Genomic DNA, 15,265 nt, shown 5'->3' with positions numbered 1-15,265 from the left:
AACGCTTAAATTACTGTAACCACATTCGGTAGCAAATAACGCTAAAGCACACGCTGTAATACCTGAGCCACAGCTAAACTGTAACTGTCGCGCATCATCAACCACGTCACTAAATATCGCTTTAATTTCGGCAAGTGGTTTGGCTTCACCTTTATTAAGTAAATCCATAAAAGGCAACGAGCGACTATTTGGGATATGCCCGCTACGCATGCCTTTTCGGGGTTCACTTTCTTCGCCTGTAAAACGCTTATAAGCACGTGCATCTAGCAATACAATGCTGGGCTCATCAATTGCGTCAACCACTTGTTGGCTATTGATAAAATACTCAGGATTATAGCTTGCCGTAAAATCACTTTTACCTAACGATTTGCTATAACCTTGCTGTGTGGCGTAACCGCTCTCTAACCACTTTTTAAGGCCACCACTGAGTACTTTTACGTTGTGATGCCCCATAGCTTTAAACATCCACCACGCCCTTGCTGCGCTAAATAAACCGCCATCTTCGTATACAACTATAAACGAATCGTTATTTACTCCTGCATTTTGCATCACGTGGGTAAACTGCTGCTCGCTGCATACCGTACTTGGTAAGGGATTTGATCTATCGGCCAACTCGTTTTTTATGTCAAAACGTTTAGCGTTGGGCAGCATTGCTTGTGGCGAATAAGTACCCAAAACACCTGGGCGCAGCATACCTGCATCAAATATCACTAATGCAGGATTATTAATTTGCTCGTGTAATTGCTGACAGCTAATTAGGTTTTTCACTACGATTCCTTATCACCATGATATTTAGCAAACTCATCATTACCCGTAAAACGCGCTTCAATCGCTTTAATGTGTTTATCTTCAGTGTGTTTCCAAACGCCAGGAATACAATATACATGTTCAATAAAGCTAAAAAACTTATCCTTTAATAATGTATTTGGTTGCCAGCCCTGCATTACTTCGTTCAGATTTGCTGCAAGCTGCTCGGCAGTGCTCGCATGCTTTACCAAGCCCTCAATGTTGTAACAGGCTTGTCCAAGAGTTAAAACTCGTTTATTTAGCAGTAATGCTTCTAAGCCGACCGTTGAATTAATCGTTAATACGGCTTCTGCGCACTTAATCAAATCACTCGTTTGATTTCCATTAGCAAAAATTGCAATCGGATCTTTTTCATAAAGATGAGCGTAATGTTTATGCCACGACGGATGCTCTTTAAAAACCACTTTTAAACTTGGATCATTTAAGCTTTTGACGGCTTTAATCACCTCGTCGTAAAACATGTCCATAGAGTTTATCCACGGAGAAAAGCTAGCTAATTGAGTATCGTGAGGTACTTGAAAAGGCGCAAATATATAGCGTTCTGGCACATCGGCGCACTCAAATTCACAGCGCTTTTTATGATCAGCTCTTGGAATTAAATCCGGCGCAGAAAAGTTTAACTTATTTTGTGGGTCAAAATTTAGGTAAAAAGAAGGGTCACGGCTTAACGACGCATTATAGTTAATACCATTAGGGTCTAAACTGCTTGTACCGGGTAGTAAACCATTTTCATAATAAAACTGCTTTACACCTAATGCTTTTGCAGCCATAGCAACGGTTGTATTTGGAAGTTTATTGCCGTTCCAAATGACAATGTATTCAGGATTAGTCTCGGTTAATAAGGCTAAATACTTGGCGTATCGTAATCGTTCAAATAAAACTAAACCAGCACTATAAACCGCAGTAACGATAGAATTATTCCAAGTTGTATTACGTGCTCTTTTACGTTTTAGTTGAGAGTTTACTACACCAGTAAAATTAACTTGGAACGCATCTATTAAATATTTCACAGCAGAAAGCTTAGGCGCTCCCATGATGTGTAATTGGCAATTCATCGACAATCTTTTGATTATTTTTTTATAGTATTTTGCGTGTACATTTTTGCGAGAAATAAATAGATAAGCCATACAAGCTATATTTGCCAATTGTTGTTTTTATGAAATAATTCTATGTGGACAATGCAATCAAAGCAAGGTTCCCTTTACTTAATAATTACTTTGAAAGCTTTATAGTTACATTTTTATAATTTCATCACGAAGTGGCGCCATTCTAGAAAGAATATCGTTTTGTAAGCTATGGCTAACATCTTGCTCATTCATTGCATTTATAAGCAAATCAACAACATGATTAAAATCTTTCTCTGTAATATGCATACCAGTATGAATTGCCACCATAGAGTCACCATCGTATGTACACGGGCCCTCTACTAACATGCACATATGATTAATAAATCCTTGGCGGAAATGCGCTATATTACTGTGTTCAAAGTAATGAATTATCTGCTCGTCATTGCCTATTTGATAGATAAAGCTATCAACAATTCTGCCTATCCCAGCTTTACCATCCAGCTTTTGATAAAGTGAGAGCTTAGTAGAATTTGCACACCCACTAAGCAACCCTAAACAAATCAAAAAAATACCAACGCTTTTCATTACCAATACCCTGTAACCGATAAATACCAACCTGTTTGATCGTCAGCCCCTGCAATGCTTCCTAAATCAAGGTAAGCCGCAGTCACACTCACATGCTTGTTAGGCATCCACGCTACAAATAAGTCTTTCCAATCTTGTTCGCCTAAGTTTAAGTTATTTGATTTTTGACGATACTCAACACCTACGGCTATTTCGCGACTCAAAAATAGTGCTGTGCTGCCTTCAAATAATACTTTTCCGCTAGTATTTTCTCCACCGTAACCAAGTAAACCAAGTTGATTAGCTTCACTGTATCTTGTAGTTACGTTCCAAAACCAGTTATAGCCAGCAATAGCCCCTAAATGTAATTTACTAGCAGCGAGGTAGTAGTCAGTACCGCTAGTCTCTTCTGCGCCTACAAGTGTTGCAATACTGCCATCATCCAGTGATTTATGCTGAATCCCTAAGCTAAGCTGTGGCCAATCACTGTAAACAATATCGCCGTACAAACGTATTTTAGCACCTGTAATTGATTGCTCTATTTCAGCATCAAGTGCTGGTACATCAAAGCGCTGTTGGGCATAACTAAGCTCAACACGATTAAATAAATTAAGTTGTGCACCACATACGTCAAGTGTGTAGTCGGTTACATCTGCGCGACTACAAAAGCCATTTACCGAAAATTCATCATCACTTGCGTACCCAGCAAGTTGTGCCCACGGTACAATCCCCCCGCCGCCACTGCCTTCAATTTGAGAAACTCCCGGCGTAGCTAGCAGTTTTCCATTGCTTGCAATGCTCGGCACACTAACTATTAAAAACAAACTTGCTAATAAGTATTTAATTTTTTGCATAGTATTCCTCCAGCCATTCTTCTAATAGTTCTGCTTTTAAAGGCCTACTTAAGTAATAGCCTTGTGCATGGTCGCACTGCATGCCTCTAAGTAAATTTAATGAGCCAAGCGTTTCAACCCCTTCAGCTACAACCGAGAAACCTAGCTGATGTCCCAACGTAATTGATGATTGCACTATAAATTGATCTTTTTGCGATTCATCAAGTTTTAGGATAAAGCACTTATCTAGCTTAAGCTCATCAATAGGCAGCATTTTTAATCTACCAAGTGATGTTTGCCCTACACCATAATCATCTAATGATATTTTAACGCCAATTGCCTTTAGGTTTTCGAGCGCTTTAATACCTTTTTCTTCGTTTTCGATCATATCGCGCTCAGTAAGCTCAATAGTGATCAGCTTAGAATCTAATTTGTACTTTTTAAGCGTGCGAACTAATGCAGCGTGAAAGCCCGGAAATGCTATGTCTTGCGCTGATACATTTATTGCAGCCTGTAAGTTTATATTTTTAGACTGCCAATCAGCTACTTGTGCTACAACCGTATGAACAACCCACCCAGTAAGCTCAACAATAAGCCCCGACTGCTCGGCTAAGTCAATAAACAGTTCAGGATTAACCCAGCTACCATCTTTTCGCTGCCAGCGAATAAGCGACTCAACTTTATCTATTTTTTGCGATTTCAAATGTAATTTTGGCTGATAAGTCATAAACAATTGACCATCGTCATCACTAATAGCCTGCTTTAGTTCATCAAGCATTATTAAGCGCTCTAAGTGCGCTTCGTCTTCGCCATTTTGATAGTAATGTATGCTCTCTTGTGTGTTTGCAGCACTTTCAACTGCAATTAGCACACGGCGCATTAAGTCATCACTTGCAATACCTTGTGTAGGATACTGCACAATGCCTGCACTAAAGCGTAAGTTAATTTTTAGTTTTTGAATGGTGTAGCACGCTTGTAATTGTGCCATTAAGCCAACAATACCGCTTTTGTGTTCACGCGCTGCCGCAGTCGGAAACACAGTTAAAAACTCATCGCCGCCAATACGGGCATGAAAGCCCCCTAACTCATCCGAAAACTCACTTATTCTGCAAGCAACGGCCTTTAGGCAGTCATCACCAATGCGCGGACCGAGCTTATCGTTTATATGGCGAAGACCTTTTATGTCTATTGCAACGAGCGTGTACTCGGCTGATGAATCTAACTCATCATCAAGCACCTCAAGCATTGCTGAGCGGTTATAAAAGCCTGTTAGGGAGTCGTGACGGGCTTGAAAGCTAATTTGTTGCTCGCGCTGATTAATATCATTACCCATGCTATCAAACGCTGCGACTAGCGTGTCTATTTCGGTACTTTGCCTTTGGCCTTTAAATTCAAAAGCATAATTCCCTTGTGCAAATTGCCTTGCTATTACAGCTAGTTGAGTAAGTGGCGTAGTTAAATTATTTGCAAATATGCTGCTTGTAATAACACCTACAAACATAGTTAAAATAGCTAAAATAATAAGTGTAAAAAGCAGTTTTTCGAAATCACTATAACTTTGTGTTAAATCGGCACTCAGCAAAATAATTATGGGATGGGTCAACAACGATGGTAAATCTATTTCTCGGTTACGAAACACTAAATACTCACCAAAAAACCGCGATGTGGTTACGGTACTAAAATAGCTAACAGGTTCAAATTGCTCAGGACGATTAGCTAATGAGCTAATAACAATATCGTCAGCACTGCCTATAAAACTTACATCCATGCCTGTTAAGCTTTTTAGTTCATGGGCTACATTGTCGTCAATTTTAAAGCCCACCAAACTATAGGCTACTGTACGTGGCGCTTTTACAGGTAATAAAATAATTTGATACAGCTCGTTATTAAGCACCACAAAACTAGACTCTTCTGGCGCACTTAAAAGCTCTTCCATCAAGGGCTTTAAGTTGTGTGCAAAAACGTCTTCGTCAGTATTGGCGGAAATTAGCTTACCCGATAAATCAAGTAACAACATTAATTCGGCATCAATACGCTGACTGTGATTAAACAACACGCTGCTGATTGTACCTGCATCTCGCGTTGCTACAGCTTGCTTAAAACCAAAATCGGAGGTGAGTACTTTTGCAGCGGTTAACAGTAGGCTTTCTTTTGACTTTAAATATTGCTTATAAACATTTTGCGCTACGGTAATATCTTGATTTACTTTTTCTTCTTGAAATTTACTCGTAGACCACCAAAAACTAAACAAGCTGACCATAGTGGTTAATAACACTAAGCCAACACATAAAATGGTTATGCGATTTCGTAAACTATTAGTCATTACCAGCCTTAAACTTACTACCAAAGGTATTTCTGGGTGCTGGAGTTGATGTGTTTACTGTTATCTGTAACTGTTTTTGAGAATTAATTGTTATCATTTTTTTATTCTCCAATGGTGCTGTTTGTAATGGATGCCACACACTCACTTGTGCAGGCAGTGTATTAATAGGCAAATTTACATAGCCTTTTTTATCTGTTTTATATACGAATTCGCTATTAGCTACATAAATATAGCCAACCATAGAGTCATGTATATTACACCCCAAAACAACAACCCCTTGTTGCTCAAACGTAATGGGCTCTTTTGGTTGGCCTGAATATAATCTTAGTTGAAAAGGCTTAGCTTGTGAAAAAGAATAAACATGATGACGAATATTATCGCTGTTAGGAAAGTTAACTTTTTGACCCTGTTGTACAACTAATAATTCGGGTAAAAACTGCTTATGGACTTGATCCATTATAGCAATGGGCAAATTTGATGGTGTGGCTTGTTTACCAGCAATATTAAGCTCAACCACAGCACCTGATAACTTTTGGCCGTGTTGATCTTCTATTACTAATTCAATATTCGCACTTAAAGCAAACTGACTAAAAAACAAACCTATAGCTAAAAAGTAATGACTTTTAGCAAACTTTTGCAATGCCCGTTCAAACATAACAATACCTAAACATTAATGTTAGGTTAAGTTAATTAGAGACGAGCACTAATTGCAAGAATTATAGCCCAGTAACTAAAAATAAAGATTTATTTACTGGCTTTATTAGCACTTAAGTGCTGTTATTTAACAATTAATCCGTAATCGTTATCTAAAATAGTAATAACTTCTTGGCGAGGATCTTCAGGGATCACGATATCTCTGCCAACAATTTTACTCGCTATGCCAACATAGGTATTTGACACTTCAAGCATTACTGATTCTGGTAAAATATAATCTTTAGCTAACTGCTCACGCTCACTCATGCGATCTTTATTTAATAATACGTCGCTCTCTGGCACGTTATTAATCAGTAATTGACGAAAGCCTTCTTTAGAATTTTCAACAATTTTACCGTCTTTGTAAGCGGCTTCATCCCAAATACGTGACGAATCAGGCGTGCCTACTTCATCAATATATATAAGCTGTTGCGCGCCATTTAAATCCTCTACATAACCAAACTCAAATTTAGTATCTACAAAAATTTGGTCAAGCTTCGCTAGTTCATCACTAATTAATTTAAAACCTTCAACTAACAGTTTTTCGTATTTGGTTACATCATCTGCCGATTTAAAGTTAAATACATCTAAGTTATTAGTAATATTAGCGCGAGTAATATTTACATCATCAACAGGCGGAATATCAGCAACGCCTTCAATAATACCTTTTGTTGACGGCGTAATTAAAACGTTATCAAGCTTTTGGTTCGCTTTTAAACCCTCTGGTAATTCAATACCACAAAAGTTACGTATGCCTTTAGCGTAATCGCGCCACATGCTACCCGTAATATATTGGCGAGCAATTGCCTCTACCTTCACTGTACTGGCTTTACGTACAATCCACACATACGGATGCGGAATATCTACAATATGATTGCCCGCAAGACCCGCTTTATCAAATAACTTAAACCAATGGGCTGCCACTGAGTTTAGCGCTATACCTTTACCTGGTACGCCATTTAAACCGTTTTCGCCCTGCCAAATGCAATCAAATGCAGAAATTCGGTCTGAAATAACCATAATAGCAAGCTCAGTACCTGTCGGTACTTGGTAGCCTTTATCTTTAATTAATCGTGCGCTGTCTTCATCAGTTAACCAATAAACTGAACGAACTTTACCGCTGTGTACTTCACCTTTGGTACGAATGGGTAAATCATCGTTTACGTCTAAAACTTTATAGCTAGTCATGCTATCTCCGGGGTTAGGGATGCTCTTTGAGCAAAGTATGGTATGGGGTTATATGGGCTGTATAATAATCTAGCCAACCTCAAAGCTCAATCGGATGCTTAAAACAAATAAAGGCATATATTTATAAGCGAGTCGCAATGGGGTAAACTTAATGTGCTAACCAGCCTGAGGAGATAGCTTGAACTACTTAACTGCCACTAAAAATAAAAAATACTTAATGTATATTTCTCAGAATTATTCATACGCTATCTTGAGACCTTTGCAGGCGCAAATATTGACACATGGTGGTGAAGTACGCTGGTTTTTAGCGGGTAGCGAAGTAAACCCCGATTTTTTAACCACAGACGAGCCACGTTTACATACCATAAAAGATGTAAAAAGCTGGGCTCCAAACATTACGTTTATACCGGGTAATATAGTACCTAGCTTTATTCCAGGTAAAAAAGTAGCTGTATTTCATGGTTTTAATTCTGAAAAGCGCAGCTCTGAAGGTAATCGTGGTCATTTTACTATTCGTGGTTGTTACGATTTATATTGTACGCAAGGCCCAAATACAACAACCCGATTTAAAGAGCTAGCTAAGCAGCATGGTTTCTTTAAAGTAACTGAAACTGGCTGGCCAACACTCGATCCACTTTTTAGTAACACTTCAAATAATCCTTATGTAAGCGACGACCCTCGCCCTACTTTACTTATATGCTCTACTTTCTCACGAAAGCTATCACTTGCTCCTAAATTATATGAGCAAATAAAACATTTTAGTGAGCAAGGTAAGTGGCGTATTTTGATGCAGTTTCATCCTAAAATGCCTGCCGAATGGGTTAATAAATATAAAGCGCTGAGTAACGAAAATCTAACATTTATTGAAACCGATAACGTTTTGCCGTTACTGCAAGCTGCTGATGTTATGCTGTGCGATACATCGTCAGTTCTTTTAATGTTTTTACTACTACGTAAACCGGTAGTCACGTTTTGTAATCAAAAACCACTTCCTCATTTACTTGATATTACCGACGCAGATGAAGTAGAAGCAGCTATTGAACACGTGCTTACTAAACCTAGTGATTTAATGCAAAATATTGAAAGCTATTGCCAGGAACTTCATCCGTATACCGATGGCCAATCTAGCCAACGCGTATTAAATGCAGCTAATGAATTTTTACAAAGTAACGAAAAACTAAAACCCAAGCCATTAAATATAATAAGACAGCTAAAAATGCGTAAAGATCTAAACTACTGGGGTTGGTAATCGGATAATGATAAACCTGAAAAACGTAACTTTTAAGTGGCATAAAAGCGATAGCTCACCCACGCTCAACATAAAAGAGTTAGTTATAGAAAAAGGTGAGCATATTTTTTTACACGGTCCTAGTGGCTCAGGTAAATCGACCTTATTAGCGATTCTTGCTGGCATTAATACAGCCACCAGCGGTGAGGTATCAATTTTAGACCAAAACCTAACTACATTAAGCAATACCACCCGTGATGTTTTTAGAGCGGATCACATTGGCTACATTTTTCAAAACTTTAACCTGCTTCCTTATTTAACTCCTATTGAAAATATAACGCTTGGGTGTGAGTTTTCAAAAAGCCGAAAACAAAAAATATTAAAGAAATCATCAAATAAAAACTCTGCCTTACAAAAAGAAGCGATACGGTTATTAAATGCTTTAGGCCTTACTGCCCAGTATCACCATAAAGATGTAGCGACACTGAGTATTGGACAGCAACAGCGCGTTGCTGCCGCTCGCGCATTTATAGGCAGCCCTGAACTAATAATTGCTGATGAGCCCACATCTGCACTCGATACAAATAACCGTGAGAGCTTTATAAAGCTACTGTTTGAACAAGCAAAGTTATCTAATAGTACGCTGGTATTTGTGAGCCACGATGAAACACTAAAGCCTTTATTTAACCGCTCCATTGATCTTATAAATTTGCAGGAGCAGGTATGATTCTCGCTAAACTTGCTTACAAAAGCTTATTAAATCGCCGCGCAAGTGTACTGCTTACATTATTTACTATCGCAATTAGTGTAATGCTACTTTTGAGTATTGAACGTGTACGAATTGATGCTAAAAGTAGTTTTAGTAATACTATTTCGGGCACTGATTTAATTGTTGGTGCGCGTACCGGCGATATACAGTTGCTGCTTTCGTCAGTATTTAGAATTGGCCATACTAATAACGGCGTAAGTTGGAAAAGTTATCAATACATAACAAGTCAGCGAGGCGTAAAATGGAGCATACCTATAAGCCTAGGCGACAGCCATAAAGGCCAAGCGGTACTAGGCACAACACTTGATTACTTTAGCCATTATCGCTTTGCAAAAAAACAAAATTTAATCTTTAACAAAGGCCACCCTTTTGCCGCAATTAACGAAGTGGTGCTAGGTAGCGAAGTTGCAAATAAACTAGGCTACAAACTTAACGACTCTATTGTTATATCGCACGGCATGGGGAACACCAGTTTTCATCATCATGACGATAACCCATTTAAAGTCGTCGGCATTTTAAACCCAACAGGCACGCCAGTTGATAAAACGCTGCACATTCCTTTGGCTGCAATCGATTTAATTCACGGCGGTAAAGCGAGCCATGAGCATGAGCATGAGCATGAGCATGACGAACATAACAACCTAGTTGGTCACCCTAAGCAAATTACAGCATTTTTAATGGGATTTAATTCGCCTTTGTACACATTACAAATTAGGCGCAATATAAATCAATATAAGCCAGAAGCCCTGCTTGGCATTATGCCAACCGTAACACTTAAAGAGTTATGGGAAATGCTCGCCATAGTAGAAAAAATACTATTACTATTCTCAGCTGTTGTCGTGTTAGTTAGCTTACTTGGTATGTTAACGACATTGCTTGCAAATCTGAGCCAGCGACGTCGCGAACTTGCTATATTGCGCTCAGTAGGCGCTCGCCCTTGGCATTTATTTACACTTATAAGTATTGAGTCATTACTGACAACTTTACTTGGTTGCCTAGTGGGTAGTGCGCTTTACTATTTAGTTATTTTTTCAGCCAGCGGTTACTTACAAAGCCATGCCGGTATAAGCGTAAATATCACAATGCTCTCTTACTATGAACTGGGCTTAATCGGGGTTATTATGGCCGCAGGTTTTGTTATTGGCTTAATACCCGCTACTCGCGCTTATTTTTATTCACTCAGCGATGGCATGAGTATAAAAGCATAATCTTTAGGTATTTTATGACATTTTTTAAAACAGCTTTTCAATACATTGCTGCTATTAGCTTATTATTTATAAGCGTAGCGAGCTATGCCAATCCACCAAAAGAAATTTTTTGGGAAGACTTAATTCCCAAAGGTCATATGCAAATAGACACTCAAGCACAAGCTAATCACGAAGGCAGCGATCAAAACTGGGTGCAACCCGATTTAGATGCTCCAGTGGTAAAAGCGCTTGATGGTCAATCGGTAAGTTTGCCAGGTTTTGTTGTGCCACTTGAGGGCGATAGCGAAGTCATTACTGAGTTTTTACTCGTGCCTTATTTTGGCGCCTGTATACACGTACCACCACCACCGCCAAATCAAATAGTCCATGTAACGATTAAAGGTGGTGTGCCTATAGATAGTCTGTACGACGCAATCGTTGTAACCGGAATAATAAGCACAGAAACATGGTCGGGCGAAATAGCGCAGGTAGGATATAAAATGAAGGCAGTCGGTGTAGCACCGTTCGAGCTTTAAAATAAAGGGCCCGCTTTTAAAGCTGGCCCTTAAATCTCATTAAATTTAGAGTCAGTAAAATTCAAATAACTACTTTTGGCAATTTGAGCAAAAAATAGTACTGCGTTGCCCTAATCTAATTTCTTCTAATTCGTTTTCGCACGTCATACATGGCTTACCTTTGCGCCCATATACTAATAACTCTTGGGCAAAATACCCAGGCTTACCATCACTTTGTGCAAAGTCTTTAAGCGTTGTACCACCTTGTGTAATAGCCGCCGCAAGCGTGTCTTTTATAATAGGGATAAGTGCTTGATAACGTTTGAGCGATACTTTTCCCGCTTCTCGCTTTGGATGTATACCCGCTTTAAATAACGATTCATTCGCGTAAATATTACCAACACCAACAACAACTGCGTTATCCATAATAAACTGCTTTACCGGTACTTTTTTATTGCGCGATTGTTCGTACACGCGTTTAGCAAAAAAATCATCGGTAAGCGGCTCAGGACCAAGCTTAGAGAGTAGCTTATGCACTTCACCGGGCTCTTGCCATAAGCAACAACCAAAACGACGAGGATCGTTCAAGCGCAGCGCCTTATTATTTCCAAATACAAATTCTACATGGTCGTGCTTTTTTAAAGGCTCACTTTTATCTACAACCCGCAAATTGCCTGACATACCCAAATGTAAAATAGTGCTCCCAAGCTCACAATGTAAAAGTAAATATTTAGCTCGTCGCTCAATACTTGTAACAATTAGCCCTTCAAGTTGATACACATCATCGGGCACTGGCCAGCGCATACTGGCATTGTAAATATTTACCTTTGTAACAACTTGGTTTTGTACGTGGGGAGTGATACCCATTCGGCTCACTTCTACCTCTGGTAATTCAGGCATTAATTAGACTCACTTTGTGAAAAATCAAAACTAGGGAATAACTGCTGAGCAGTTTTTAAATCGAGTGCGAGTATTCGCTGGCTTCTCTTTTCGAGTAAATAATATTGTCCATCGCCTTTGTAGAGCAAATAAACCCACGGCATACTTTCGCCAGCCAACTCAAATGTAGCAACGTATAAAGGTGCATTAGGATTAAAAACAACAGACTCATTAACCCCCATTAGCGCCGCGCTTTGCCATTGGTTAACTAAATCACTAAGCTGCTGCTCAGACGCTTTCCACACGAGCGGTATATCTTTTTGTAGTGGTGTTGTACGCCAACTTGTTCCTATTCGCTCAATTTTTTGATCAACAAATTGCAGTGTAAGTACAAAACTTTGCTGGGGGAGTACAGCTTGTAACGCTGGTTTATCCTCCCCTCCTAAAAATTGCTTATGCCAGCCATTTAAAAAGAAGATCATAATCAACATCGAAAATATTATAACGTTGTTCCAACCTTTACGGCCCAGTCGCATATAAATACACCTAATAAATTCAAGATTTTAAAGTGTAACTAAAACTTAATTGCGCTGTCTATATGTTAAAGGCCGCAGACTTTGTTAGAATATCGGCAAATTTAAAGGAGTTCCGTCAATGTCTATGTATGTAGTGGGCCATAAAATCCCAGATTCAGATTCTATTTGTGGTGCAATTGCACTGGCTTATTTAAAAAACCAAATTGATGAGCCAGCAATTCCAACTCGTCTTGGTGAAGTTTCACCTGAAACTCAATTTATCCTTGATAGATTTGGTTTTGAAGCACCAGAGCTTAAGTTAAGCTACGCTGGTGAAGATGTGTATATTGTAGATCACACAGAAAAAACACAAGCACCTGATGATATCGACCAAGCTCGCGTTGTTGGTGTGGTAGATCACCATAAATTAGGTGACTTAACATCATCGACTCCGCTTGAATGTTGGATTCGTCCTGTTGGTTGTTCAAACACCATTATTAAAATGATGTATGACTTCTACAACGTAGAAATCCCTAAAGACATCGCTGGTATCATGATGTGTGCAATTTTAAGCGACACAGTTATATTTAAATCGCCAACATGTACCACAGCCGATATTAAATGTGTTGAAGCGCTAGCTGAAATTGCAGGCATCGAAGACTTTAAAGAACTTGGTATGGATATGTTCCGCGTTAAATCTGCGGTAGAAGACACACCAGCACGTGATTTAGTAATGCGTGACTTTAAAGATTTCAACATGAACGGTAACCTAGTAGGCATTGGCCAGCTAGAAGTAATCGACCTTGCTGTTTTTGACGATATTAAAGCAGACCTTGCAGCCGATATTGCTAAGCTAAAAGTTGAGGGCAACCGCCACTCTGTATTTTTACTGCTTACCGATATAATGAAAGAAGGCTCAGAAATGCTAATTGTATCTGACGATGCAAACTTAGTTGAGCAGGCTTACGGTGTAAAACCAGAGAATGATAAAGTATGGTTAGATGGTGTACTGAGCCGTAAAAAGCAAGTAGTACCACCACTACAAGATGCATTCACAAAAATCTGATGATACCAATTTTATTAAAAACATGATTATTTTATCGCATTAAATAAATCACTAATTTAATGCTATTGGTATAACGTTTTTTGATTTAAAAGCCTTGTTGGTTATGCCAACGAGGTTTTTTTATGTCAATTCGCTAATCATAGTTTAAAAACAAAAAACCCAGCCTAAGCTGGGTTTTTAAATTCTAAAAGAAGAACTAAAATTACTTAATTTTAGCTTCTTTAAAAAGAACATGTTTACGAATCTTTGGATCAAACTTTTTGATTTCCATCTTCTCAGGCATGTTACGTTTGTTTTTGTCAGTAGTGTAGAAAAAACCAGTACCGGCAGTTGAAACTAAACGGATTTTATCGCGCATGATTCAGATCCTTAAACTTTAACGCCGCGAGCACGGATTTCTGTAAGAACCGTGTCGATGCCTTTTTTATCGATAATACGCATACCTTTAGTAGTAGTGCGTAATGTTACAAAACGTTTTTCACTTTCAACCCAAAAACGGTGTGTTTGTAGGTTAGGTAGGAAACGACGTCTAGTCGCGTTTCTCGCGTGTGAACGGTGATTACCAACCGCTGGACGCTTACCTGTAACTTGACATACTTTAGACATGTCTATATATCTCCAATAACTTCGCTCGAGCTTAATTTAATCTAAGGCCGTGTATTTCCGCCCTAGAGATAAATCGAAGGGCGCTCTTTATACAGCTTTTACAGGCAAAGATCAAACACTGATCTATCCAATCAGCTCATATATGTAAATTTGATAGCGGCTAATTATAAAGATCGAATGCCCTTAGGGAAAGTAAAAACTGCATTTAAATTAAACTAATTTGCCAAAACACGTTAAACAGCTCATTTTTAACACACTTATGTGTCTAACAAAGCTAAATCAGGCCTCGCTCGGCAAACGAAACACAGGTTTCTCCACCAACAATGATGTGATCGAGCACACTTATGTCGACCAATTGCAGTGCTTGCTGCAATTTATTCGTAATAAGTTTGTCTGCTTGGCTCGGTTCTGCAATACCACTTGGGTGATTATGCGCAAAAATAACAGCGGCTGCATTATTTTTAAGGGCAGCCTTTACCACTTCACGCGGATAAACACTGGCAGAATTAATTGTGCCATAAAAAAGTATTTCGTCTTTTACTAATCTATTTTGGCTATCTAGGTATAACACCATAAATACTTCTTGTTGCAAGCCTCGCATTTGAATTGTTAGATAGTCATAAACTGAGTTTGGCGAATTAAACACTGCATCTCGTTGGCAACGCTCCTGCATATAACGTTGACTTAGCTCTAATACAGCTTGTAGCTGCACATACTTAGCGGTCCCTAACCCCTTTTGAGAGCAAAACTCCTCAATACTGGCATTAAACAAATTATGTAGGGTTTTATTTTCATTTAATAGATGCTGAGCCAACTCAATTACATTCATTCCTGGTAACCCTGTTCGTAAAAATATGGCAAGGAGCTCAGCATCAGTAAGTGCTTTAGCTCCTTTGGAGATGAGTTTTTCACGAGGTCGAAGTGAGTTTGGAAGTGAAGTAAGTTGCATTGTTCATCCTTGAGAGGCGAAAGTGTCTTATAAATGTAATGCAAATTTAAAATTTAGCCTGTTATTTCGAATTAAA

17 protein-coding genes are annotated in these 15,265 nt (G+C 38.8%); 5 read left to right on the top strand and 12 right to left on the bottom strand.

The window, feature by feature from the left end; translation table 11 throughout:
* From H5159_RS12960 to H5159_RS12930, 7 genes are all read right to left on the bottom strand, one after another.
* The coding region (locus tag H5159_RS12960) for a sulfurtransferase (protein WP_182780406.1) at positions 1 to 768 on the bottom strand (768 nt) is incomplete at its 3' end.
* Complete coding sequence (locus H5159_RS12955) at positions 768 to 1,862, bottom strand: capsular biosynthesis protein (RefSeq protein WP_240915897.1); 1,095 nt, start codon at positions 1,860 to 1,862, stop codon at positions 768 to 770. The genes H5159_RS12955 and H5159_RS12960, both read right to left, overlap by 1 nt.
* A gap of 177 nt (positions 1,863 to 2,039) precedes the next feature.
* Positions 2,040 to 2,459 (bottom strand): group 1 truncated hemoglobin, encoded by a 420-nt coding sequence (locus H5159_RS12950; protein WP_024597015.1) that lies wholly within the window; start codon positions 2,457 to 2,459, stop codon positions 2,040 to 2,042.
* Positions 2,459 to 3,292 (bottom strand): DUF3034 family protein, encoded by an 834-nt coding sequence (locus tag H5159_RS12945; protein ID WP_024597016.1) that lies wholly within the window; start codon positions 3,290 to 3,292, stop codon positions 2,459 to 2,461. Before H5159_RS12945 ends, H5159_RS12950 begins: the two co-directional genes overlap by 1 nt.
* The gene (locus H5159_RS12940; RefSeq protein WP_182732917.1) at positions 3,279 to 5,594 is read right to left on the bottom strand and encodes an EAL domain-containing protein; all 2,316 of its coding nucleotides are present in this window, start codon (positions 5,592 to 5,594) and stop codon (positions 3,279 to 3,281) included. The genes H5159_RS12945 and H5159_RS12940 overlap by 14 nt, the downstream gene beginning before the upstream one ends.
* Positions 5,587 to 6,249, bottom strand: a complete 663-nt coding sequence (locus H5159_RS12935; protein ID WP_004335512.1) for a methylamine utilization protein — start codon at positions 6,247 to 6,249, stop codon at positions 5,587 to 5,589. The genes H5159_RS12940 and H5159_RS12935 overlap by 8 nt, the downstream gene beginning before the upstream one ends.
* Positions 6,250 to 6,371: 122 nt before the next feature.
* Positions 6,372 to 7,475, bottom strand: coding sequence for a phosphoribosylaminoimidazolesuccinocarboxamide synthase (locus tag H5159_RS12930; RefSeq protein WP_004335513.1), 1,104 nt, complete (start codon positions 7,473 to 7,475; stop codon positions 6,372 to 6,374).
* A gap of 178 nt (positions 7,476 to 7,653) precedes the next feature.
* Here H5159_RS12930 and H5159_RS12925 point away from each other — a divergent pair, with 178 nt between their 5' ends.
* From H5159_RS12925 to H5159_RS12910, 4 genes are read left to right on the top strand one after another with little or no spacing between them, the layout of a single operon-like run.
* Entirely contained in the window at positions 7,654 to 8,724 is a 1,071-nt protein-coding gene (locus tag H5159_RS12925) for a CDP-glycerol glycerophosphotransferase family protein (protein ID WP_182695555.1), read from the top strand.
* Positions 8,725 to 8,731: 7 nt separating this feature from the next.
* Positions 8,732 to 9,430: an ABC transporter ATP-binding protein gene (locus H5159_RS12920; RefSeq protein ID WP_024597019.1), complete on the top strand. Its 699-nt coding sequence runs from the start codon at positions 8,732 to 8,734 to the stop codon at positions 9,428 to 9,430.
* On the top strand, positions 9,427 to 10,680 hold the full coding sequence (locus H5159_RS12915) for an ABC transporter permease (protein ID WP_182780405.1): 1,254 nt from the start codon (positions 9,427 to 9,429) through the stop codon (positions 10,678 to 10,680). The genes H5159_RS12920 and H5159_RS12915 overlap by 4 nt, the downstream gene beginning before the upstream one ends.
* A 14-nt stretch (positions 10,681 to 10,694) precedes the next feature.
* Positions 10,695 to 11,195, top strand: a complete 501-nt coding sequence (locus H5159_RS12910) for a DUF3299 domain-containing protein (RefSeq protein ID WP_004335523.1) — start codon at positions 10,695 to 10,697, stop codon at positions 11,193 to 11,195.
* 69 nt (positions 11,196 to 11,264) lie between these two features.
* On the opposite strand, the gene mutM is transcribed toward H5159_RS12910, so the two are convergent.
* Positions 11,265 to 12,074, bottom strand: coding sequence for a bifunctional DNA-formamidopyrimidine glycosylase/DNA-(apurinic or apyrimidinic site) lyase (mutM, locus tag H5159_RS12905; protein ID WP_182695558.1), 810 nt, complete (start codon positions 12,072 to 12,074; stop codon positions 11,265 to 11,267).
* Positions 12,074 to 12,589 carry a hypothetical protein gene (locus tag H5159_RS12900; protein WP_004335529.1) on the bottom strand — a complete coding sequence of 172 codons (516 nt, stop codon included), beginning with the start codon at positions 12,587 to 12,589 and terminating at the stop codon, positions 12,074 to 12,076. Before H5159_RS12900 ends, mutM begins: the two co-directional genes overlap by 1 nt.
* Before the next feature lie 118 nt (positions 12,590 to 12,707).
* On the opposite strand from H5159_RS12900, the gene H5159_RS12895 reads away from it, so the two are divergent.
* Complete coding sequence (locus tag H5159_RS12895) at positions 12,708 to 13,634, top strand: manganese-dependent inorganic pyrophosphatase (RefSeq protein ID WP_004335532.1); 927 nt, start codon at positions 12,708 to 12,710, stop codon at positions 13,632 to 13,634.
* A 202-nt stretch (positions 13,635 to 13,836) separates the two neighbouring features.
* Here H5159_RS12895 and rpmG read toward each other — a convergent pair whose 3' ends face one another.
* From rpmG to radC, 3 genes are all read right to left on the bottom strand, one after another.
* Complete coding sequence (gene rpmG / locus H5159_RS12890; RefSeq protein ID WP_004335545.1) at positions 13,837 to 13,992, bottom strand: 50S ribosomal protein L33; 156 nt, start codon at positions 13,990 to 13,992, stop codon at positions 13,837 to 13,839.
* 11 nt (positions 13,993 to 14,003) lie between these two features.
* On the bottom strand, positions 14,004 to 14,240 hold the full coding sequence (gene rpmB, locus H5159_RS12885; RefSeq protein ID WP_004335549.1) for a 50S ribosomal protein L28: 237 nt from the start codon (positions 14,238 to 14,240) through the stop codon (positions 14,004 to 14,006).
* A gap of 274 nt (positions 14,241 to 14,514) precedes the next feature.
* Positions 14,515 to 15,189, bottom strand: a complete 675-nt coding sequence (gene radC, locus H5159_RS12880; protein WP_024590645.1) for a RadC family protein — start codon at positions 15,187 to 15,189, stop codon at positions 14,515 to 14,517.
* Between the last annotated feature and the right edge of the window lie 76 nt (positions 15,190 to 15,265).

The sequence above is a fragment of the Pseudoalteromonas sp. SG43-1 genome, assembly GCF_014164415.1.
Taxonomy (GTDB): domain Bacteria; phylum Pseudomonadota; class Gammaproteobacteria; order Enterobacterales; family Alteromonadaceae; genus Pseudoalteromonas; species Pseudoalteromonas distincta.
This window is presented reverse-complemented; position numbering and strand designations above follow the sequence as displayed.

Bases quoted from the DNA above. Each gene is read 5' to 3' on its own strand.
- H5159_RS12955 (WP_240915897.1), bottom strand. From the start codon at position 1,862: ATGAATTGCCAATTACACATCATGGGAGCGCCTAAGCTTTCTGCTGTG.
- H5159_RS12950 (WP_024597015.1), bottom strand. From the start codon at position 2,459: ATGAAAAGCGTTGGTATTTTTTTGATTTGTTTAGGGTTGCTTAGTGGG.
- H5159_RS12945 (WP_024597016.1), bottom strand. From the start codon at position 3,292: ATGCAAAAAATTAAATACTTATTAGCAAGTTTGTTTTTAATAGTTAGT.
- H5159_RS12940 (WP_182732917.1), bottom strand. From the start codon at position 5,594: ATGACTAATAGTTTACGAAATCGCATAACCATTTTATGTGTTGGCTTA.
- H5159_RS12935 (WP_004335512.1), bottom strand. From the start codon at position 6,249: ATGTTTGAACGGGCATTGCAAAAGTTTGCTAAAAGTCATTACTTTTTA.
- H5159_RS12930 (WP_004335513.1), bottom strand. From the start codon at position 7,475: ATGACTAGCTATAAAGTTTTAGACGTAAACGATGATTTACCCATTCGT.
- H5159_RS12920 (WP_024597019.1), top strand. From the start codon at position 8,732: ATGATAAACCTGAAAAACGTAACTTTTAAGTGGCATAAAAGCGATAGC.
- H5159_RS12915 (WP_182780405.1), top strand. From the start codon at position 9,427: ATGATTCTCGCTAAACTTGCTTACAAAAGCTTATTAAATCGCCGCGCA.
- H5159_RS12910 (WP_004335523.1), top strand. From the start codon at position 10,695: ATGACATTTTTTAAAACAGCTTTTCAATACATTGCTGCTATTAGCTTA.
- mutM (WP_182695558.1), bottom strand. From the start codon at position 12,074: ATGCCTGAATTACCAGAGGTAGAAGTGAGCCGAATGGGTATCACTCCC.
- H5159_RS12900 (WP_004335529.1), bottom strand. From the start codon at position 12,589: ATGCGACTGGGCCGTAAAGGTTGGAACAACGTTATAATATTTTCGATG.
- H5159_RS12895 (WP_004335532.1), top strand. From the start codon at position 12,708: ATGTCTATGTATGTAGTGGGCCATAAAATCCCAGATTCAGATTCTATT.
- rpmG (WP_004335545.1), bottom strand. From the start codon at position 13,992: ATGCGCGATAAAATCCGTTTAGTTTCAACTGCCGGTACTGGTTTTTTC.
- rpmB (WP_004335549.1), bottom strand. From the start codon at position 14,240: ATGTCTAAAGTATGTCAAGTTACAGGTAAGCGTCCAGCGGTTGGTAAT.
- radC (WP_024590645.1), bottom strand. From the start codon at position 15,189: ATGCAACTTACTTCACTTCCAAACTCACTTCGACCTCGTGAAAAACTC.